The 16,254-nt window shown below is 68.7% G+C and carries 13 protein-coding genes and 4 pseudogenes; 10 read left to right on the top strand and 7 right to left on the bottom strand.

Annotated elements, in window-relative coordinates; all coding sequences use genetic code 11:
* Positions 1-70: 70 nt before the first annotated feature.
* Both Asi03nite_RS22080 and Asi03nite_RS22085 read left to right on the top strand, forming a co-directional pair.
* Positions 71-1,222: a DUF4872 domain-containing protein gene (locus Asi03nite_RS22080; RefSeq protein WP_203682330.1), complete on the top strand. Its 1,152-nt coding sequence runs from the start codon at positions 71-73 to the stop codon at positions 1,220-1,222.
* A complete protein-coding gene (locus tag Asi03nite_RS22085) occupies positions 1,219-1,560 on the top strand; it encodes an SCP2 sterol-binding domain-containing protein (RefSeq protein ID WP_203682331.1) in 342 nt (113 codons plus the stop codon). Before Asi03nite_RS22080 ends, Asi03nite_RS22085 begins: the two co-directional genes overlap by 4 nt.
* A gap of 583 nt (positions 1,561-2,143) precedes the next feature.
* Here the strand turns inward: Asi03nite_RS22085 and Asi03nite_RS22090 are convergent.
* Positions 2,144-2,368, bottom strand: coding sequence for a hypothetical protein (locus tag Asi03nite_RS22090; RefSeq protein WP_203682332.1), 225 nt, complete (start codon positions 2,366-2,368; stop codon positions 2,144-2,146).
* 149 nt (positions 2,369-2,517) lie between these two features.
* Here Asi03nite_RS22090 and Asi03nite_RS22095 point away from each other — a divergent pair, with 149 nt between their 5' ends.
* Positions 2,518-3,177 carry a flavin reductase family protein gene (locus Asi03nite_RS22095; RefSeq protein WP_239102849.1) on the top strand — a complete coding sequence of 220 codons (660 nt, stop codon included), beginning with the start codon at positions 2,518-2,520 and terminating at the stop codon, positions 3,175-3,177.
* A gap of 407 nt (positions 3,178-3,584) precedes the next feature.
* Entirely contained in the window at positions 3,585-4,517 is a 933-nt protein-coding gene (locus Asi03nite_RS22100; protein WP_203682334.1) for an SDR family oxidoreductase, read from the top strand.
* On the opposite strand, the pseudogene Asi03nite_RS38795 reads toward Asi03nite_RS22100, so the two are convergent.
* Positions 4,514-4,890, bottom strand: a pseudogene (locus Asi03nite_RS38795) (helix-turn-helix domain-containing protein); the annotation flags it as partial. The gene Asi03nite_RS22100 and the pseudogene Asi03nite_RS38795 overlap by 4 nt on opposite strands.
* Positions 4,891-5,482: 592 nt before the next feature.
* On the opposite strand from Asi03nite_RS38795, the gene Asi03nite_RS22110 reads away from it, so the two are divergent.
* The gene (locus tag Asi03nite_RS22110) at positions 5,483-5,878 is read left to right on the top strand and encodes a DUF5958 family protein (RefSeq protein WP_203682335.1); all 396 of its coding nucleotides are present in this window, start codon (positions 5,483-5,485) and stop codon (positions 5,876-5,878) included.
* Between the two features lie 48 nt (positions 5,879-5,926).
* Here Asi03nite_RS22110 and Asi03nite_RS39100 read toward each other — a convergent pair.
* Positions 5,927-6,120, bottom strand: a pseudogene (locus Asi03nite_RS39100) (IS30 family transposase); the annotation flags it as partial.
* Between the two features lie 122 nt (positions 6,121-6,242).
* Between Asi03nite_RS39100 and Asi03nite_RS22115 the strand changes: the two are divergent.
* From Asi03nite_RS22115 to Asi03nite_RS22130, 3 genes and pseudogenes are all read left to right on the top strand, one after another.
* Positions 6,243-6,896: pseudogene (locus Asi03nite_RS22115) on the top strand (transposase); the annotation flags it as partial.
* A gap of 52 nt (positions 6,897-6,948) precedes the next feature.
* Positions 6,949-7,029 (top strand): annotated as a pseudogene (locus Asi03nite_RS39155) (intein-containing protein); the annotation flags it as partial.
* Positions 7,030-7,346: 317 nt separating this feature from the next.
* Positions 7,347-7,850, top strand: coding sequence for a hypothetical protein (locus Asi03nite_RS22130; protein WP_203682339.1), 504 nt, complete (start codon positions 7,347-7,349; stop codon positions 7,848-7,850).
* 665 nt (positions 7,851-8,515) lie between these two features.
* Here Asi03nite_RS22130 and Asi03nite_RS22135 read toward each other — a convergent pair.
* From Asi03nite_RS22135 to Asi03nite_RS22150, 4 genes are all read right to left on the bottom strand, one after another.
* Positions 8,516-9,199: a hypothetical protein gene (locus tag Asi03nite_RS22135; protein ID WP_203682340.1), complete on the bottom strand. Its 684-nt coding sequence runs from the start codon at positions 9,197-9,199 to the stop codon at positions 8,516-8,518.
* A gap of 44 nt (positions 9,200-9,243) precedes the next feature.
* Complete coding sequence (locus Asi03nite_RS22140; RefSeq protein ID WP_203682341.1) at positions 9,244-9,495, bottom strand: hypothetical protein; 252 nt, start codon at positions 9,493-9,495, stop codon at positions 9,244-9,246.
* Between the two features lie 46 nt (positions 9,496-9,541).
* Complete coding sequence (locus Asi03nite_RS22145; protein ID WP_203682342.1) at positions 9,542-11,077, bottom strand: alpha/beta hydrolase domain-containing protein; 1,536 nt, start codon at positions 11,075-11,077, stop codon at positions 9,542-9,544.
* 442 nt (positions 11,078-11,519) lie between these two features.
* Positions 11,520-13,598, bottom strand: a complete 2,079-nt coding sequence (locus tag Asi03nite_RS22150) for a M14 family zinc carboxypeptidase (RefSeq protein WP_203682343.1) — start codon at positions 13,596-13,598, stop codon at positions 11,520-11,522.
* Positions 13,599-13,944: 346 nt separating this feature from the next.
* On the opposite strand from Asi03nite_RS22150, the gene Asi03nite_RS22155 reads away from it, so the two are divergent.
* Both Asi03nite_RS22155 and Asi03nite_RS22160 read left to right on the top strand, forming a co-directional pair.
* Positions 13,945-15,810 carry a SpoIIE family protein phosphatase gene (locus Asi03nite_RS22155; RefSeq protein ID WP_239102851.1) on the top strand — a complete coding sequence of 622 codons (1,866 nt, stop codon included), beginning with the start codon at positions 13,945-13,947 and terminating at the stop codon, positions 15,808-15,810.
* A gap of 67 nt (positions 15,811-15,877) precedes the next feature.
* Entirely contained in the window at positions 15,878-16,252 is a 375-nt protein-coding gene (locus tag Asi03nite_RS22160) for an STAS domain-containing protein (RefSeq protein WP_203682344.1), read from the top strand.
* Positions 16,253-16,254: the final 2 nt, after the last annotated feature.

Raw genomic sequence — 16,254 nt, forward strand, 5'->3', positions numbered from 1 at the left:
GAACCCTTCCGACGCCCGTCGACCGGCTGCTGGGGAGTTGGTCACGACGGTCGTCGCGTAAGGATCGAACGTGCCCCGCGAAAAGAATTTCAAGGCGCTCGTCCGCAGCCGCATGGCGAAGACTGGCGAGTCGTATACGACCGCTCGGTCCCGGCTGGAACGGCCCGGGCCCGCACCGGCCCCGATTCCGGCGGACCCCGACGCCGCGGCCCTGGCCAGGGCGATGGCCGCCGTCGACGTCGTCAACCCCTTGACCGGGCAGCCCTTCAGCGAAGCATTACTGTTCGGCCTGGCCGGCGGAGTCGGGTTCGCCTACCTCGTCTTCACCCACGGTGACTGGACCACCGTCCACCTGGACGGGCGCAGCAACGCCCTCTACTTCGAGAAGAAGTCGTTCGTCGAGGTCGCCTGCGCCAGGATCGGGGTGCCGCTGCGCGTGCGGCCGCTGGCCGATCGCGGGCAGGCGGAAAGGTGGGTCCGCGAGGCCCTGGCGAAGGCCCCGGAGGTCGCCCTGACCCTCGACCTGGTGAAGCTGCCCGCCCGCGGGCCGGTCACTGCCGACCCGTACCAGCCGCGCATAGTCACGGTCTCCGGCGGGCAGGCCGATCTCGCTGTCACAGGCCTGCCGTGGGGCCGGGTCTCCATGGGCTGGAGCGAGTTGCTCGACGCCCGGTGGACCGGCGCCAAAAAGTACGGCGGTCTGCATCTGGTAGGTCGGCCGGCGCAGGAGCCCGATGTTCGCCCCGCCGTGGTGGGCGCACTGGCCAGGACGGCGGACTGCCTGCTGGAGCCTGCCCGCAGCAGCTACGACGTCAACTTCGGCGTCCCCGGAATCCGCAAGTGGGCTCGGCTGCTCACCGATCCCAAGGACAGGAAGGGGTGGTCGAGGCTGTGGTCGGACCGTGAGTCGTTGGCCGAGGCGCTGGCATCGGTGGTCCGAGGGCTGGGCAGCCCCACCAGCTCGGGCGCATCGCGGCGGCAGTACGCCGCGTTCCTCGACGAAGCCGGGTCCCTGCTCGCCGCGCCGGCGTTGGCCGCAGTGGCGCGGGCGTACCGCGAACTCGGCGAGCGATGGACGGCGCTGGTGACGCTGGCCCGGGAGCCGGGCGTCACCGCGGCCGACCTGGCCGAGCCGTTGCCCGACCTAGCCGACGCGGAGGAGGCCGCAGCGCTTTCGCTGCGTGCCTCGGCGACCGCGCTCACGAGGGGAGCGCAACGATGACCGACGCAACCGTGACACCGCAGATGGTCTTCGACCAGATGCCCTCGCGATTCCTCCCGGAGGCGGCGGGCAAGACCAGGGCTACGGTCCAGATCGAGCTCTCCGGCGAGCAGGGCGGCGTCTGGACGGTACGCATCGCCGAGGGACGGTGCGCGGTTCACTCCGGCGCCGCGGACAAGCCGGACGTGGTGATGAGCGCCACCGCTGAGGACTACGTCAAGATCAGGATCGGCCGGCTTGATCCCATCAAGGCCGCCATGCCTGGCGGCGCCTTGACGATCAAGGGCAGCTACGGCGTGGCGATCAAGTTCGCCAAGATGTTCCGACGCGATACCTGACCGCATATGCGAGAGGCCCGCCCACGCCGGGCGGCCTCTCGCCGAGGTGCGTTCGCCACCCCTATGCACGCCGACCTTGTCACCGACGCCGCGTTCGACATCCCCGCTGACGCCTCAGCCGCCAGCGCGGCCGTCGGCCAAGATAAGGTCGCCAGACCCAGGCGCTGCGCCTGCCGAAAACCTCGTCCGTCCTGGCCATGGCGGCTCTAATCGCCGGGATGAGATCCGCTGCAGGTTTGAGCTCTCGGCGCCCCGCGCGGCAGGAAGCCACGCTGATAACCGCGCGAGGATGGCCAACCGTGCTGTTTCAACCGGTCCACCTCGGCGTGACCAACACGATCGCGCTGCTACGGCTGCTGTCGACGAGCGACCGTGACAAGAACGCCGAGATCCTCGCGCTCCGGCACCAGATCGCGGTTCTCGAACGGCGACTGCCCTGCCAGAAGAGTCGGTTCACCTGGGCGGATGGGGCGTTGCTTGCCGCGCTGCTACACCGGCTGCCCCGCGACGTGCTGCACCCAGTCCGGTTGGTGGTGCGCCCGGAGACGGTGTGTCCCGCCCCGAGTTTGATGGAGACTCTCCATCAGGCCCGGGGCTTGAGACCCTGTTCTGGGTAGACGAACCCGTGGGAGGCGATCCAGAACATGCGTTTAGGCAGGGCCTTGCGGTCCGGGGAGTTCTCATCGCCGGCGCCACCGGTGAGGCGCGGCTTGATGTCGGCGACCACCAGGGCCGCGGGGGCCGGGTTGTAAAAGACGAGCGGGATGCAGAGCACGATCTTGTTGCTGGTGATGGCACCGCTGAACACGTGCCCCGTCTCCACGCAGGGGTGACTGCGGCGAACCTGTATCCACCAGAGCGTCACGCGCGGATCGCGGCATGAGCGGATGTCGGCGGTGCAGGTCGACGTCTGTTTCCCGCCAGCCGCAGGACCAGGGATCGAGCAGCATTTGGTTCGTGACTGAACTTGACCTAATCAGCATCGCCGTTGACAACAGACACCCCGGACACGTGAAGATCGACCCAGCGATCCTCTACTGGGGCACACCGGTTGTGTTGATTTCCACCCTCAACCCCGACGGCAGCGCCAATCTGGCGCCGATGTCCTCTGCGTTCTGGCTGGGCCACACCGCCGTGCTCGGCCTGGGGACGTCCTCGCACACCGCTGGGAACTTGCTGCGTACCCGGGAATGCGTGCTGAACCTGCCCTCGGAACATCAAGTCGACGCCGTTGACAGGCTGGCCCTGACCACCGGAGCAAACCCCGTCAACGCCTGGAAACGCCTCGCCGGCTACCACCACCTCAGCAACAAATTCGGCGCGGCAGGGCTGGAGCCCATCACCTCCAGCACCGTAGCCGCGCCCCGAGTCGCCCAGTGCCCGGTGGCGATGGAGGCCACTCTGACGGCTGTGCACACGACCGAGTTCCACCTGTTGACAGTCCAGATCCAGGACGTCCACGTCCACGAGTCGATCCGACTTGCTGGCCACGCCAACCGGATCGACCCGAACCGCTGGCGGCCGTTGATCATGAGCTTTCAGAGCTTCTACGGGCTGAGTGAACAAGTGCATCCTTCTCGGCTGGCAAGCATCGACGAGGAACATTATCGCCGCTGATCCGTGAGCAGACCTACCCGCACAGTCGGAATCACCGCCGCCACTACGTCGGCGGACATGCGCGGCCCGTCCACAATCTCCCATGGCCACCCGGGGAAAGCGGCGCACGTCCGGCAACGCAATTGCGCCTACTACGCCCCATCATCGGCATGATGGTGCACCGTTCAGCGCGGAGCAGGGTACACGCAGCGTGACGGCTCGTCGGATGCCGGTGCGCTCGTCGCGGCAGATGCGGGTGGCCTCGAAGCGCGGACGGGCTGCTTTGCCGGTGGACCGATAAACGATGGTATCGATGAAATTCCCGCCGGTCCGAGCTGGCGGTCGATAGCGTTTGCGCTGCCTAATGGCAATATGTGAACACGGTGTTCGCGTTTGCGTCGATCGATCCCACGGGCTAAGCAGGGGGAATGCGAATCCTGGTAACCGGGGGAACCGGAAACATTGGAAGGCTCGTCGTCGAGCAACTACTCGAGGCCGGCGTGACAGTACGTGTGGTCAGTCGCAGGTCGCACCTGCTCCCATCCCCGCATGTCGAGGTGTTCCCGGGGGATCTGGCCGAGCCCGCCAGCTTGCTCCCGGCCCTGCAAGGTGCGGACCGCATGTATCTGTTTCCGGTCCCAGAAACCGCCTCGGAACTCGTGCGCCTGGCGGAGAGCTGCGGGATCCGGCGGGTCGTCACGCTGTCTTCCGGCGCGGTGAGTACCGGTCACGACACCAATTTCCACCTGCCCGTGGAACGCGCGGTGGAGGCCTCCGGAATGGAATGGACCCACATCCGGCCCGCCGAGTTCATGCTCAACAACCTATGGTTGTGGGGGCCGTCGATCCGAGCCGAACGAGTCGTGCGAGAACCGTTTCCCGATCGTACGGGATACCCCGTTCACGAGCGTGACGTCGCCGACGCGGCCACGGTCGCTCTGCTCCGGGACGGTCACCAGGGCGCCGCCTACACCCTGTACGGGCCCGAACTCATCAGCCGCCGCGACCAGGTCCGGATGATCGCCGACGCCATCGGCGACAACATCCACCTGCAGGTGGTGACCCCGGCGCAGGCTCGCGAGCTGTATCTGGCTCAGGGCGGCTTCGCAGCGGCCTCCGCCGACTTTCTCGCTGGCCTCCAGACATACTCCGGCGCGGCACCCGAACGCGCGGCGGTCAACCACACCCCGCCCGCGACATTCACCGCAATGCCCACCGTCGAAGACGTCACCGGCGCCCTTGCCCGGCCGTTCATCGTGTGGGCGCGTGAGCACGCCGGAGATTTCCACGCCTCCACGTCTACTCCGACGCCCACGACGCGGCTGGATGCGCGGAAACCACGGAAGAACGTGTGCGCTTGACGGACTCGGTCGGCCATGGTGGCGGGCGCGGTGTTCGCGATGTTGCGTTTGAGGGCGGCCCAGATTCGTTCGACTGGGATCAGGAGCAGCCGGTGGATGCGTTCGCCGAGGCGGTGGCTGCCTTTGCGGGGTCGTCCGCTGCGGGGTCGGTCGGGTAGTCCGGCGAGTCCTTCGTGCTGGTGGCGGGCGATCAGCGGCGGACGGTGGCGGGGTCGTAGTGCAGCAGGTCGGCAATCTCCGGCGCGGACCAGCCTGCGGCGGGGAGCACGATGATGACCAAGCGGGTGGCGGTGCGCCAGGGTCCATGCAGGGCGGTAATCAGTTCCGTGTGTTGCGGCTCGGACATGCGGGCGTAGCCGTGGGCGGGGCGCATACTGGTGGTGACCTCGTCGGGGGTTTCGGTCTGTGTGGAAGCTTGATCCGAACCCACGACGAGGTTTTTCTGTAGCTATGTCCATCTCGCCGGGCGAGTCTTAGTTGACACCGTTACGTGCAGAACCTTTGCCACATGCTTAGTCAGCGCGACTTCACCGGCGAACGACACATGCTCACCTCACAGTCGCCGACATCCACACGTACTATGTGCTCGCCGGCAAGACCCGGTGCTCGTACATAATACGGGATAGGCTGTGGGGCTGGCCTTAGAAAACCCACTGAGGCGGGGATAAGTCCTGGCGATGCTCTGCGTATACAGAATGCAGCGAATAAGACAGGCCAGAGGATTACTGTGGTTGGCAGTCGTGCGGGCGGCACGGCCAATCCGGCTTCGGACTGGGACTACATTTTGTCCGGTCCGTCACGGGCTCGCGGCAGGGCGGCTAACTCTCTCCGCAGGGGAACCGGCGACGGAGAGGGTAGCGGAAGGGGGCGCGACATATTTCAGGACTACAACCCGAATGCTCCAGCGTACACTACGTTGGATCCCAACCTTCCGCACGATATCTTTTTGAGCCGCAGGTCCCGTGATGAACGACCGATCTACGATCTTGAATCAGTTGAGCCAGGGGCGTCGCCCCCTCCAAGGTGGGCTGGCCTGGCTCGGCGCCTTGCCAGTGGATGAGCGGCGTGATGTGCTTCGAGAGCTGGCTGGCTACTGCCTTCAGGCGAAGGCGGTCAGCGAGGATGCGGCACAGAGCATTGCGCAATCAGGAGTGAAGCCAACCGCAACGCCAGCTGTCCTGATTTCGCGAGGGCGGCTTCGTGACCAGCTGGCCAAAATTGGGAATCTCCCCGAGGCGGAAATGGAGAAGTCGTTCAGGATACTTCTTGCGCTGCTGTCGATCGCGGATTCCCGCAGGCGCGAGGTTGATTGCGCCAATGGGTGCACGCATTCTTGGCATAACTGGGGAGACGACCTGTGACCACTGCTTGAGTTATTTGATTCCAGCAGCTTCATAAAGGGGACAGGTTCAGGCAATCGAAGCATTTGCCTCTACGAGTTCGGCGAATATCTCGGAGGGCTTCTTCTAATTGTGGATCTTACGGGCCGGTCGTTGATTTCGGAGGCGACCATCGCTAAATAGTTCGGGTCCGATGTGGTCGGGAGGCCTTTCGGGAAGTATTCGCGTAGGATCCGGTTCGGGTTCTCGTTGCCGCCGTGCTTACGGTAAGTGGCGAGGCGGAAGTGTCAAGAAAAACGGCTCTGGTGCTCTTTCGGTGGTGACGCAGCGCGTTGCTGTCCATGTTGGATAGTAGTCCTGGTGTGGTACTGATGATCTTGTTCACGTGGTGTTCGGCGGGCTGGCGCCGCTGGTGATCGAGCAGGTCGAGGACGCCGGCGACCGGATCGTGGTGCGAGCGTCGACGCCGTTGGTGGCGGTGGCGTGCCCGGATTGCGGCGTGGCGACGGCGCGGGTGCACGGCCTGCATGAGCGGACGGTGGGGGACGTGCCCGTCAATGCCCGGCGGGGGCAGGTGGTGGTCCGGGTGCGGGGGCGGTCTGCCCGACGTTCGGGTGCCGCCGGACGTTTCGGGAGCAGGTCCCCGGGTGTGCTGCACCGCTATCAGCGGCGGACCGTGCGCCTTCAGGCTCTGGTCGGCTCGGTGGCCCGAGAGCTGGCCGGGCGTGGTGCGGCCCGGTTGCTGTCGAAGCTGGCGGTGCCGCTGTCGCGGGATTCCACGGTCCGGGCGCTGCTGCGCATGCCGTATGCCGCGCCGCCGGTTCCGCGGCTGTAGGGCGTGGACCACTTCGCGTCGCGTCGGCGCAGCCGCTACGCGACCGTGCTGATCGATGCGCAGACACGCCGACCGGTGGACGTGCTGCCCGACCGCAACGCCGACACCTTGGAGGCGTGGCTTCGCCGGCACCCCGGAGTTGAGGTGGTCTGCCGGGATTGTTCCGGCGCCTACGCCGAAGCCGTCTGCCGGGCACTTCCCGACGGTGGGCACGGACGCGTCGATTCCTTTTGACAAGCTCTCCATCGGTCGCAACCTCGCCTACAACCTCACCGTCAATGGCATTCACACGTACTATGTGCTCGCCGGCATGACGCCGGTGCTTGTGCACAACTCGTGTCCGGTGGCCGCTCGTCTCACAAGCAGTGCCGATGCTCCTAAAGTTTACAGTCAGACTGTACACATGGACAAAAATGGTCGGTTCCGGATCGACGTTGAGAACCAGAATCCGGGTAAGCTGGGAGCGAAAATCCATCTTCAACCTATGGGGTGGGGTGCCTCGGGCAAATATTACTACCACCAGGATGCGGGAAAGTGGATCTCGGAGGGCGGAGAGGAGCTGGCACCGAAGATCGCGCGTCAGGTTCCGCAAAGCGCTCTCAATAAGGCCTACCAATATCTGGGGATAACGCGGCCGTGAAGATGAATTCACATATGTCAGACCTGCTTGCCGATGGGTGGGGGGCTCTGCGTCGCGACCTGCCCCCCGATCTAGATGAAGTCGCGAGAGCGGGCTGGGTGCTCGGCCCTCGCGGCGCGATCTTGCTGAGATCTTTGTGGGGCCCGGGATGGCGCACGAACCTGCAATCCTCGGAGATTGGCTCCTACGAGTACGAGGTGAACGACGTTTACGCTTCTCTGTCAGACCTTGTAACCGAGAAGAACACATACTTATTTAGATCGGCCGTGCGAGGCATTTCATTTGCCACTCGGATGCTGATGGATGCAGCAATCCTTCCAGGGGCCGAGAGGCTAATATCAGTGGTGGGCGTGTCGATTGATGATGAGGATGAGAGCTTCTTTCTGCAAGGAGCAACCATTCGATTCTTTAGCCGCCGTGGCGATTACCCTAGATCGTTCGAAGATCTGGAACGGTATCAAAAGGAGGCGATCGCTGTTCTGGACATGACTGACCTCGCTGAACTCGACTTACGATAAAATCGCTATCGGGCGGGAAGCACTACTCCTGGCACACCCCATGACGAGCGGTGCTCGCCGGAGAATGTGCCTGGGACGGTATTTCCGGCGCGGTTAGAGAACCTCTCCAGCCTGCCGGTGTGGCTCCGGACACCGCGATGTGGTGCTGCGGTCCTACGGTGACCTGCCCGATCGCGCTCGCATCCAGCGCACCGGCGCCGCCGGCGTCGGTGCGAGGCGTGGGCGTGACACTGCGGGCCAGCTGCCTTCGCCGGTTCTGTGCTGCGGTGGCCACTCGGTCCTCTGGGCGGCCGAGGACCAGGCCGATCTGATTCCAGCTGACTCCAGCGGCCCGGGACGCATCGATGAGGTTGAGCTCGGCCCGGTCGACGTCGGCTCGGGCCGCCGCTGCCATGCTGATCCCATCGAGCAAGTCCTGCGGGTCCGGCCTCGGAGTGAGCTCTCGGCGGAGGTCGCGTTTACCTGGTTCGGCCGTCGGTGAAGGCCCGACACTCTTCGATGAGATCGTCGAGATCATTCGCGACCACGGTCCTGGGGGTGAGGAATCTGAAGATGGTGTAGTGCTTGAGCTGCTGTAACACCCGGTGAAAGGTCGTGAGACCTGCCGGCCGACCTCGCTGTCAAGGGAGGCGATCGGACCGCTCACAAGTCTCAGAGGTGGTCCGCTATGCGCCTCCGCGTAGACCCCATTCATCCAGCCCTGAGTAGATCAGGCCGGTACGGATGACCGGCGCGCCGAGGCAGCGGGACTCGCCCGAGTAGATGGCTATCAGCGATTCGGTGCCCCGCCACCAGGTGTCTGCCAGTCCTCGAACTTCGGCCACTGGTTCGAAGTTGTGCAACTCCAGCTGATCCAGCGCTTCGCCGGTCACCTTCGTGATCTGCTTCGCCCAGGTCGCGGCGTGATGGGCCAGGGCGAGGGACTCGATCCAGCCTTCGATACTGGCGTGGAGTGGCACCCACCGTCGGCCATCGTGGATGCCGAACTCGTCGGTCGGGCCCATCATGAACGAGTAGGGAACGGCTGTCCTCTGCGGGCCGGCTTCGAACCACCATCCCGGAATCGGGGAACCGTCGGCTGCGTCGGTGGGTGAGCTGTCGGGGGTGTCGGCCTGGAAATATCTGGGTCCGCCGTCGTATTGCGGGGACGGTGGCAGGACCAGGCCGCCCCACCGGCGCTGGAACGCCACGGCGCGGCCGATCTCGGCGGCCGGGATGCCCGATTCCAGCCAAGCGGAGCGGTGTTGCTCAAGGTCTGGGAGGTCGGCTTGAACCCCGTGGGCGACGACGAGCGACCGGGCTCGCCGGGTCAGCCCTTCCGGAACGTGATGAAAGAGGTTCAGCTTCACCGGTTGGACCCTACTCATTCCTTCCGCGGCGCGGTTGAAGGTAGTTACTGCTGTGGTCGAGGGGGCGGGCCCGGCCTTGCGCTGAAATCGGCAAGCAAGGAGGTGTCGATGCGGTCGGCGAGGTAGATGAGCGGGGCTTGTGGGTCGAGGCCGAGTGCGGCGGCGACGAGCTTGGGGTCGAGGGTGTTGACCAGGTCGACCAGGCGGGTGCTGCGGATCGTGGGTGGTGGTACGCCGCAGCCGTCGAGCACGTGGCTGAGGTAGGCGGTCGATGCCGCCAGGTAACTGGCAGACATCAGTGTCAGCCGCGGCGGAACGTTCAACGCTCATCAGGTGACGCGGTCAGCCGCCGATCGGGGCCGCCTGCGCGATGGCGACGATCCGCGCCGCGTCCGGAGGCAGCAGGTAGCCGGCGGCCACCGCGGCGTCGGCCGCCGCCCGCACCGCCGCGACATACCGCGCATGCGTCGGGTACAGGGTGGCCAGGTCCGGTTCCGGGCTGGCCGGTGGGGCCGGGTTCGACGGGTCGCCGGCGTCGTGCCGGTCCCACCCGTCGGCGTCGGCGTTCCACGGGTCACGCGCCCCGTAGAGGCCGCAGAACGGTCCGCCGCCGATCGCCCGCAAGCCGCTCAGCGTGCGGGTCGGCACCGTCACGTCCGGAAGCCGCAGGCCGCCGACGGCCAGCCCGGTCGCCGCGTCGCGGATCACCGCGCCGCCGCCGACCGCGACCGGCGGGGCCACCGGGGGCGCCGCCCCGCCCTGAGCCCACGTGGTCAGGTGCGCCAGCGCCGCGTCGATGCCGTAGTGGCCCGGCCCGTCGTTGGGCGGGGCCGAGCCGGCCGGGCAGTCGGGCGACGGTGTCTGGCTGCCCAGTGACCGGCGCAGTGTCGGATCGCCCAGGTCGAGGGCCCACTGGTCGCCGTGCGCGGTGCCGGCCAGCTCCCAGGTGCGCACGGTCGCGGTGTCCGGCTGACGGGCCGGCGCGTGGCCGAGCACGTCGGTCTCGGTGAGCACGACGAAGGTGGGCTGCTCGAGGTCGGTACGGATCCGGACGGTCAGCGGCATGCCGAGCCCGAGCGCGTCGATCGGGGCGGCCAGGGCGCTGTTGCTGTGGATGAGGAAGCCGTCGTACACCTTGGCGACCGGGTGCACCGCGTTGACGTACGTCGTCATGCGCAGCGCCGACTGGGATTCGCCGTCGGCGAGCACCGTGCGTACGGCTAGGCCGGCGAGCGGGTTCGGTCCGTCAGGGGTTCGCAGGGCCTGCCCGGCCTGCGAGAAAATGTCGTACGAGAACTGGTCGCCGGGGTGACTCAGCGTCCGGTACCGGGCCGGGTCCCACCGGCGCAGCCCGGGCAGATCGCCGATCCCGCCGTCCACGCCGACCTCCTGGGCCGACACGCCGACCCACGCGTACCCGGCGCGCAGCAGCTCGTCGTGGGCGAACCAGTAGTCCGGCGAGAGGTCGACCTGTCCGCTGACGTTGAGCCACTCCACCACCACGACGCCGTTGAACCGGGCCGGGTCGGCCGGGCGGCGTACCAACATCCGGGTCCGGTACGGGGCTCGGCCGGTCACCGCGACCGGCCAGCGCCCGTCCGGGCGCAGTACGCCGAGCCCGACGTACGAGGACGCGACGCCGGAGAGGAAGTACTCGGACTCGGTGTACCCGGCTGCGGGCAGGTCCTCCGCCTCGGCCAGGAACGGGAAGCCGTGCGTACCGGCCGGCGGGACGGTGATCGTCGGACCGGGCACCGCGGCGGGCACGGCCGCGCCGGGAGCCGGGCCGACGATCAGGGCGGCGGCCGCGGCGGCCACCGCGGCGATCAGCTGCGGCCAGCGGCGGGGCCGGCACGGGACGGACACTGGCGCGGTCATCGCTACCTCCTCGGTCGGGAACGTCCGCCGGGCCCGGACCCGGGCCGGCCGTCCTCAGCGGGCGGTCAGCGGCGGTCCTGCCAGTCTCGACACGCCGGTCTCCGGCCGCATCGGCAGAATCACCGGTACTGATTACCGCACCGGGAGTGGCTGGGCCGGGAGTCCGGCGTCAGCTGAGCGAGGACGTCGGCCAGGCCGCCGCGGCCGGGCCTGACCGGCCCACCCCATGCGATCGAGGGCAGCGGCACGGGTGCCGGGTCTGCGCCTGCCGGGGGCTTGACAGACAGAACCCACCCGGGGGTACGACCGCATCGGCGCCGCCGCGCCGGGAGGCCGCGGCGGCGCCGATCGTCGTCGACGGTCGGCGGATGACCGGGGTGTGCGAGCTCGGATCAGGCGGCGCGGGGGTACGGGCGGGAACGCCCGTACCCCCGGATCGTCCCTATCGGTCTTGCGCCGCCCGCGCGTCCCTCGCGACGCGGACCAGTTCCACCAGCCCGCCCGCGTATTCCTGCGATTCGGCGTGCGCCTCGTCGAACGGCGGCTGGAACCCGACCCCCTCCCACTGCGAGGTCGCGGGGTTCCAGATGTCGTTGCCCACCTCGAAGTCCCAGGCGTCGATGCCGAGCTCGTAGTAGAGCTGGTCGGCCGAGTTCCCGGCCGCCGAGTAGAGCACGTCAGCGACCGGCCCGGTGTACGACGGCCAGGTCACCGTCCCGCGGGAAGCGGCGATCGCGCCGACGATGCGGCGGGCGCTGTCCAGGTAGAACTTTGACTCGTCGATGGACGGGCGGGGGAGTGTGACCCGGCCCTCGGCCTTGTACGACCCGGGCGGCCACATGAAATATCCGCCGTAGGAGTGCACGTTCATCGCGAACTCGATGTTCGGGTGCGCCGACGCGAGCGCGATCACGTTGCTGCTCTCCGCCTCGGACAGCTCCGCGGTGCCGGCGTAGGTGCCGGACAGGCAGTTGGCGCTGCCGCCCACGTAGCCGTCGAAGTACGACCCGACGGTGTAGTTGCGGTTGACGTCGACGCCCCACGAGTCCCGGTTGCGCGGGTCCCGGTTGGCGCCGGTGCAGTGGTTGACCAGGTTCTTGCGCTGGAAGTTGTAGTCGTTGAACGAGTAGTTCGCGCCGTCCGGGTTCACCGTCGGGATGACGAACACGTCCACGTTGTCGACCAGGTCCCTGGTCGCCGCGTCGGTGGCGTAGTTGGCCAGCAGCCGCTCCGCGAACTCCAGCGTGACCAGCGGTGTCGCCCATTCGCGCGCGTGCTCCTGGGAGTACGCCAGCACGCCTACCTTGGAACCGTCGCGGACCTTGCCGATCCGCAGCGCCTGCACGGTCCACGGCTTCTTCGGCACCTCGGTGCCCTTGAGGCCGTCGTCGAGCCGGACCGGGGCGACGACGGGCATCGGCAGCCCGGCCGAGCCGGACTCGACGAACGCGCGGAACTTCTGCGGGTACTTGGCGGTGATGAACGCGGCCACGTCGTCGGTGGTGCTGATCGTCTTGCCGGCGTTGTCGGTGGCCAGGCGGATGGTCAGGACCCGGTCGGCGTACGACGCGGCCAGCGGCCGGTTGGCCGCCCCGGGGTCGACGGTGCGCACCTGCACGCCGTTCATGTTCTGGTCGCCGAACGTGACCGACTCGACCACCACGGCGGCCGCGTCCGGGTCGCCCAGGTAGGCCACCGCCGTACGCCGGTAGCCCTGGGTCTTGTTCGGCAGGTCGATCACGTCGACGAGTTTCGGGTACTGCCGGGCGAGCCGCTTGATCCGGGCGGTGATGTCGGTGGGCGTCAGGTACGCCGAGATGAAGTCCTTCTGGTAGCCGGCCGGGGTGGGCGGCGGTGTGGCGGACGGCCAGGGGGCCGGGGTGACCGCGCGGGACTTGCCGCCGAGGCTGGACGACGCGGTGACGCGTACCGGTGTGGCCGGCAGCGGCTGCGGGAGCGAGTAGTGGTACTGGTATTCGCCCGAGTCCTCGAAGCGGACCAGCGGGAACGTGCCGGTGGCGCCGTCCGCGGTGGTCCAGGTGACGGTGATCTCGACGTCCGGGTCGTCGGTCGCGGTGGTGGCGACCTGGGTCTGCAGGAATGTGCGGCCGTTGGTGGTCCACCAGTAGGACTGCAGGAACTGCAGCGTGTCGGCGGCCTCGGCGAGGCGGCGGGCGGCCGGGCGGCGCGCGGCCGCGTCGGACTCGGTCTGGATCAGCTGGACCGGGGTCGCACCGCTCCCGGTGAGCGCGGCGAGCTGCACGTCGTCGACCACGACGTCGGCGAGCACGGCGCCGCCGTCGGTCTTGGGCCGGGCGGCGAGGTCGGCGCCCGCGGCGACGAGGCGCTCCAGGGCGGCCTGGTCGGCCAGGCGGAAACGGATCAGCGCGTGCTCGCCGGAGCTGAGCGTGATCGCGGGCTGCGCCGCGGCGGTGGGCGCCGCGTGCGCCGGTGGTGCGGCGAATGGCAGTCCCAGAACGAGTGCGGCGGCGGTGGCCGCCCAGCGGGCTCTCGGTGACATCACGACTCCTGATGGTAGAAAGACGTGAGATCACCCCATCGCGCCGATCGATCTATGTCAACACATCGATTACTGCGGAGGTGTGCGGCGCGACATGGACCAGGCCGGGCACGCGGACGGCGGCCCGGGGCGGCCGTCGAGCAGCTTCACCGGTCAGGTGACCGCGAACGATCTCGCCGGCCGGCTGCGCCTGCCTGCGGCAGATCAGCGGGCAGCGCATCGGTCCCTGGGTGGACGGAGACCGGTTTCCCTCGAGCCCGACGGCGCGGCCACCGACGGCCAACCTTATACGTGCGCCGGTTTGACCCCGTACGTCCGTGGTAAGCGAGCGCCGTGATGAGGTCCAGTGAAGCATGACGACGAGTTCGGCGCTCTGGTAGGTGAGCCGGAGGAGGTTCTGCGGATCTTCGAGTCGATGCCGGTCATGCTGGCCGGTCTCGCCGGGCCGCGGCACCGGTTCGCCGCCGTGAACCGGGCTTACCGGGAGACGTTCGAGCGGGCCGGGTATGTCGGCCGCCCGTGGGGCGAGGTGTTCCCCGAAGCGGCCGGCCGGCAGCTGACCGAGATGATGGACCGGGTCTACGAGACCGGCGTCGCGCAGGCGCGCGACGGCTGGCGGGTGCAGGTTGCGAACCCGTCCGGCGGCCGGGTCGAGGAGCGCTGTCTCGACGTGGTCGTCGTACCGCGCCGGGACATCGCCGGCGCCCTCACCGGGGTCAACGTCGTGACCGTGGACAGCGCCGGGCGCTCCCCGCACCCTCGGGACGTGACCGTCGCGCTGCAGCGTCAGCTGCTGCCGCCGGGCCTGCCGGTGTTGCCCTCGGTGCGGATCGCCGGCAGTTACCTGGCCGGCGGGACCGAGGACGCGGCCGGCGGTGACTGGTTCGACGCGGTGCCGGCGCCCGGCGGACAGGTCGTCCTGGTGGCGGGCGACGTGGCCGGGCACGGGGTGCCCGCGACCGCGGCGATGGGACAGCTGCGCGCGGTGCTGCGCGAGCGGCTGGACGCCACCGGCGACATCCTGGCAGCGGTGGCCGCGGCCGACCGGACGGCTCCGGGGGTGCCCGGCGGGCCTGCCACGACCGTGTGCGTGACGCTGCTCGACCCGGCCGACGGCACGCTGACCTACTGCTGCGCGGGGCACCCGCCGCCGCTGATCACCGGCGCGGCGGGCACCCGGTTCCTGGCGCTGACCGGGCACGGGCCGCTGGGCACCGGGAGCGCGTTCGGTGTGCGGCGCGACCGCCTGGAGCCGGGCGAGCTCGTGCTGCTCTACACCGACGGCATCATCGACCGGCCCGGGCGCACCCCGGCCGCCGCCACCGTCGAGCTGGCCTCGGTCGTGCACGGCGCCACCGCCGAGCAGGCCACCACCAGGCCGCTGGAACTGCTGGCCGGCCGGACCGGGCACACCGACGACATCGTCCTGCTCGCGGCGCAGCGGATCGTTCCCGTGCCGCCGTTGCACCTGAGGCTGCCCTGCGAGTCGGCGGCCATCCGCCAGACGCGGGCGGCCCTCGGCCGGTGGCTCGACAGGCATCAGGCCGGTGACGAGGACCGGTCCGCTCTGGCGCACGCGGTGGGGGAACTGGTCACCAACGCCGTCGAGCACGCCCACCCGGACCGTCCGGGGGGCACCGTCACGGTCACCGCCGAACTGCGCGACGACGGCGAGGCGCGGATCACCGTCGCCGACGACGGCCGGTGGCGGGAGCGGACCCGGCCCGGCGACGCGGGGTTCCGCCGGGACCACGGCCTCGGCCTGCTGCTGGCCGCCGCGTTCGCGGACCACCTGGACGTCGGCCACGGCGTGCACGGCACCACCGCCACGATCCGGCGCCGCATGTCCCGCCCGGCCCGGCTGCTGACCGCCGAACCGGGTGGCGGCGACGGCTGCCCGGCGCCGGAGACCATGCTCATCGTCGATCAGCCGCGGGCGCCCGGCAACCGGGTCGCGATCCACGGGCCGCTGGACACCGGGACCGCCGCCCGCCTGGCCCGCGAGCTCGACGAGCTCACCCTCGGCGGCACCTGCGAGCTGGTCGCCGACCTGAGCGCGGTCACCCAGCTGGCCAGCGCGGCGGTGGCCGTGCTGTTCGACCGCCCGGCGTTGCGGCTGTTCGCGCCGCCGGGCAGCGTCGCGCACCACGTCCTGGAAACGGTCCATCTCCCGCACAGCACGACCGACCCGCACCCGAGCGGGGCGGCGTAGGCTGGAGCACGGCCACCCAGCCTTCAAGAGCGAGGGGATGGGGTCCGGAGCACAGCGGGAGATTTCCTTGACTGGCGACGACATCGCCCAGGGCCTGACGGATCTGGGTCATCAACTGCTCTTCCGGGTGGCCGGTGCCGAGGGCGTCGGCCCGCTGCGCCTCACCCTCGCCGGTGAGCTGGACGGCGAGGAGGCCGACAACCTCCATGCCGGCTTCGCCGAGTTGCTCGCGCGGCACCCCGGCCGGCCGATCCGGATCGACGCCGGCGATCTGATGTTCCTCGACTCGTCAGGCATCCGCGCGCTGCTGATCTGCCGGGTGCGTGCCCGGGCGGCAGGCGTCCGGCTGTCGATCACCGAGATCAGCAAGATCGGATTCCAGGTCCTGCAGGTTTCCGGTCTGCTGGGCGCCTTCGGCGACCCGCGGGAGAAAGCCGCGTGAGG

The sequence above is a fragment of the Actinoplanes siamensis genome (assembly GCF_016862395.1).
Taxonomy (GTDB): Bacteria; Actinomycetota; Actinomycetes; order Mycobacteriales; family Micromonosporaceae; genus Actinoplanes; species Actinoplanes siamensis.